This is a genomic window from Rhodosalinus sp., assembly GCF_041685465.1.
Lineage (GTDB): Bacteria > Pseudomonadota > Alphaproteobacteria > Rhodobacterales > Rhodobacteraceae > Rhodosalinus.
Genome location: NZ_JAWLFS010000265.1, coordinates 1 through 3,815, shown reverse-complemented (window position 1 = coordinate 3,815; position 3,815 = coordinate 1). Strand labels below are relative to the sequence as shown.

General features: G+C 73.2%; 6 protein-coding genes and 1 pseudogene. 1 reads left to right on the top strand and 6 read right to left on the bottom strand.

From position 1 onward, the window contains the following. The 6 genes and pseudogenes from ACESL7_RS14050 to ACESL7_RS14025 form a co-directional block, all read right to left on the bottom strand. Window positions 1-122: pseudogene (locus tag ACESL7_RS14050) on the bottom strand (carboxymuconolactone decarboxylase family protein); the annotation flags it as partial. Then, window positions 122-940 (bottom strand): cyclase family protein, encoded by an 819-nt coding sequence (locus ACESL7_RS14045; protein WP_372893930.1) that lies wholly within the window; start codon window positions 938-940, stop codon window positions 122-124. The gene ACESL7_RS14045 and the pseudogene ACESL7_RS14050, both read right to left, overlap by 1 nt. A 29-nt stretch (window positions 941-969) precedes the next feature. Continuing rightward, a complete protein-coding gene (locus ACESL7_RS14040) occupies window positions 970-1,275 on the bottom strand; it encodes an urease subunit beta (protein ID WP_372893929.1) in 306 nt (101 codons plus the stop codon). 3 nt (window positions 1,276-1,278) lie between these two features. Beyond that, window positions 1,279-1,848, bottom strand: coding sequence for a HupE/UreJ family protein (locus tag ACESL7_RS14035; RefSeq protein WP_372893928.1), 570 nt, complete (start codon window positions 1,846-1,848; stop codon window positions 1,279-1,281). An 11-nt stretch (window positions 1,849-1,859) separates the two neighbouring features. After that, window positions 1,860-2,162, bottom strand: a complete 303-nt coding sequence (locus ACESL7_RS14030; protein WP_372893927.1) for an urease subunit gamma — start codon at window positions 2,160-2,162, stop codon at window positions 1,860-1,862. Window positions 2,163-2,166: 4 nt separating this feature from the next. Continuing rightward, window positions 2,167-3,003 carry an urease accessory protein UreD gene (locus tag ACESL7_RS14025; RefSeq protein WP_372893926.1) on the bottom strand — a complete coding sequence of 279 codons (837 nt, stop codon included), beginning with the start codon at window positions 3,001-3,003 and terminating at the stop codon, window positions 2,167-2,169. A 323-nt stretch (window positions 3,004-3,326) separates the two neighbouring features. Between ACESL7_RS14025 and ACESL7_RS14020 the strand changes: the two genes are divergently transcribed. Further along, a partial coding sequence (locus ACESL7_RS14020; protein WP_372893925.1) for an ABC transporter substrate-binding protein occupies window positions 3,327-3,815 on the top strand: 489 nt, incomplete at its 3' end.

The following is a 3,815-nucleotide window of genomic DNA, read 5'->3' as shown; positions in this document are numbered from 1 at the left end:
TGCGCCAGCGCCCGCCAGAAGTTGTTGACGTAGTCCGTCCCCCGCGCGGCGCGGATCTCCTCGAAGACCGCGACGGCCTCCGCCGAGAGCTCGTCGTCGGCCATCAGGCGCACCGTCGCCATCAGACGAGCCCCATGATCCGGGCGGGACCGCCGGTGCCGTCCCTGACCTTTGGCGCGCCGACCATGAGCGTGGCGCCGGTCTCGGGCATCCGGTCGAGCCCGGCGAGGCATTCGATGCCGTAGCGCCCGGCAGGCAGCCACGCATAGTGCACGGCAAAGTCCGGCGACGGCCCGTGATCGAGCGACAGCGTGTCCACCGCGATCGCCGCCGCGTTCGTCTCGTCCAGCAGCATCTGGGCCGCTTCCACGTGGAAGCCGGGGAAATGCATCGTGCCGGGCCGTGCCGAATCGGCGTTGCGGAAACCGTCGGAGCCCAACTTGTCCGCCCAGCCCGAGTTCATCGCCACGCAGGCCCCGTCGGGGATCGCGCCGTTGCGCCCGATCCACGCCTGAAGGTCGTCGGGCGTCACCTGCGCGTCCGGGTTTTCGGCGGCCTTGGCGCGGATGTCGATCACGCAGAGCGGGCAGGCGAGATCCTCCACCGGGATCTCGGCCACCGACCGGCCATCGGCGCTGAAGTGCAGCGGCGCGTCGATGTGGGTGCCCGTGTGCTCGTTGATCGAGAGAACGTAGAGGTTGTAGCCGTCGCCCTCGAAATCGAACTGCTTGTCATAGCTGATGCCGGGCGAGCCGCCGAAGGTCGGGAATTCGGCGGACAGCTCGTGCGTCATGTCCACGACCTGCCGCGCGGGCTGCGCCAGCACCGGGCGCGGGGGAACCGCCACCGCGGCCGCGGCCGTCGCCGCCGCGCCCGTGAAGAAGCCGCGCCGGCTGAGCATTTTCTCCTTCACGGAGGTCATCACACAGATATCGCACATGGGGTCTCCCTCCCTCTTGCAATGGCTGCTCAGAGGTCGCCCATAACCTGCCCGTTGAAGCCGTAGACGCGCCGCGCTCCTGCATAGGGGATCAGCGTCACTTCCCGCGTCTGGCCCGGCTCGAAGCGTACGGCGGAGCCGGCCGCGATGTCGAGGCGCTTGCCGCGCGCCGCCGCGCGGTCGAACTCCAGCGCCGGGTTGGCCTCGGCGAAGTGATAGTGGCTGCCCACCTGCACCGGGCGGTCGCCGGTGTTCGCCACGCGCAGTGTCGCCGTCTCGCGGCCCGCGTTGAGCTCGATCTCGCCCTCCGGCGTCTGAACCTCTCCGGGGATCATGGCTCAGACCCCCGCCGCCAGCGCCGCGCCCGCCGCGGCGACGAGGCCGCCCGCGACGCGGGGTGCGGTGCGCCCGGCCCGGGCGAGCCCAACCGCAAGGCCAAGCCCCGCCGCGTGCAGCGCCGCCGTCGCCACGAGGAAGCCGGCGAGGTAGGGCAGCGCGCCCGCCGCGCCCATCTCGGCGCCATGCGCCGCCCCGTGGAAGAGCGCGAAGGCGCCGACGAGCGCCGCGCCGGCCGGAACCGGGAGCCTGAGCCCCGCCGCCGCGACGAGGCCGAGGATCACCACCGAGGCGAGGATCGCGGGCTCCACCAGCGGCAGCGCGACGCCCGCGAGCGCGAGCAGGAACCCGAGCGCCATGACGGCGACGAAGGCCATGGGCACCGCCCAGCGCGCCCGCCCGCCCAGCATGCCCGCCCAGAGGCCGACGGCGAGCATGGCGAGCACATGGTCGGCCCCGAAGACCGGGTGCGTCGCGCCGGCGACGAAGGAGCCATGCGCGACCGGGTCGAGATGGGCGAGCGCGGGGCCGGCGGCGAGTGTGACGGGCAGCGCGGCGATCAGGCGTTTCATGTCTGTCTCCTTCAGCGGATCGGATCGTGGACGGTGACGAGCTTCGTGCCGTCGGGAAAGGTGGCCTCCACCTGCACCTCGGGCACCATCTCGGGCACGCCCTCCATGCACATCTCGCGGGTGACGACCTGCGCGCCGGCCTCCATCATCTCCGAGACGGGGCGGCCGTCGCGCGCGCCCTCCACCACCGCGTCGGTGATCAGCGCGATCGCCTCGGGGTGGTTGAGCTTCACGCCGCGGGCGAGGCGGCGGCGCGCCACCTCCGCCGCCATGGCGACCATCAGCTTGTCCTTCTCGCGGGGGGTCAGCATCATCGGCTCAAAGTCTCCAGGCTCGGGGCAGGCTGTCGTCTGTCAGAAGGTCGAGGATCGGCAGGAGCGCGCGGCGCAGCGCCTCGCCGTCGGGCGCGAGCAGGCGCATTGCCATGACATCGGGCGCCAGCAGGCTCGCGCCGCCGGTCTCGGGCAGGCGCGCGCGCACCTGCGGCAGCGCGGCCTCCGCCGTCTCGGCGATGAGGACGAGCGCCGCCATGGCCCCCGCGCCGCGCGCGACGCCCGGCCGCGCCAGTGTCGCCGCGATGTCGCCGGAGAGGTGCACGCCGTCGCGGTAGAGGGGCCGCCCGCCGCGCGTGATCGTCACGTGGTCGCGGAACTGTCCCGAGGTCAGACGTTCGCCCATCGCGGCGCGGCCGAAGATCAGCGGCTCGCACATCAGGACCCGCGCGCCGGGCGCGAGGTCGATCTCGAGCCGCCGCTCGAGCGCCGCGCCGTCGTAGAGGATCGTCTCCTGCGGGAGCCAGTTCAGCCGCGCGCCCTTCGCGGCCGAGAGCCGCACCGAAAGCCGCCCGGCCGGCCCCGGCGGCGCGCGGTAGGCGCGCTCGCAGGCCTGCGTCGACAGGGTGAGCGCCGCGCCCGCCTCCGCCGCGGCCTCGACCGAGAATCGGTCGCCGCCCGTGACGCCGCCCGCGGTGTTGACGAGCACCGCCTCCACCGCGCCGCCGGGCCGCATGCGCGGGAAGACCGCGCGCAGCGAGCCCGCGTGCCGGAAGGTGGCGAGCGCGCTGCCGCCACGTGCCGCGCGCACGGCAAACCGCACCGCGCCGCGCGCCCGTTGGGGCGCGCTGTCGCCCTGCGTCCCGGGCGCGATCGTCGTCACGGTCTGGAGAATCGCCGCCTCCCCTATCCTGCGAGCCTCGTCGCGGATGGCCGCCTGCCGGGATCCGGCCCGGACAGGCGGCGCCCCCGCGTCCCGCGCCGATCAGACGGAGCCCCCCCGCCCGTGTCCAGCATCGGCGGCGGAATTCGACGCGCAGGGGGCATCGTCACGCCCGCTTTCGCAGCGGGTTGCCCAAAACTTCGGCAGAATGTTTGATGCAGACATCCGGAGCGGCCGCTCCGGCGATTCCCCGGTGGCCTTTTGCCGCCGGGCACGCGAGTCGGGCATCAGACCCGACACCCACAGCAGGAGAGGTGCCACCCGTGTTCGTCCGTCCGATCGTCACCGCCGCCGTCACGCTCGCCGCCGGCGCCGCCGCGGCGCAGACCGAGATGCCCTTCGCCCTCGACTGGAAGTTCGAGGGGCCCGCCGCGCCCTATTTCGTCGCCATCGACGAGGGCTACTTCGCCGACGCCGGGCTCGAGGTCGAGGTCACCGCCGGACAGGGCTCGCTCGACGCGATCCCGAAGGTGGCGACCGGGGCCTTCCCGGTGGGCTTCGCCGACATCAACTCGCTCATCAAGTTCCTGGACCAGAACCCCGGTGCGCCGGTGACGGCCGTGATGATGGTCTACGACAAGCCGCCCTTCGCCGTGGTCGGCCGCAGGAGCCAGGGCGTCGAGGCGCCCAAGGACCTCGAGGGCCGCGTGCTGGGCGCGCCGCCGCCGGACGGCGCATGGGCGCAGTTCCCGATCTTCGCCGCCGAGAACGACCTCGACATGGACGCGATCACCGTGGAGCCCGTGGGTTTC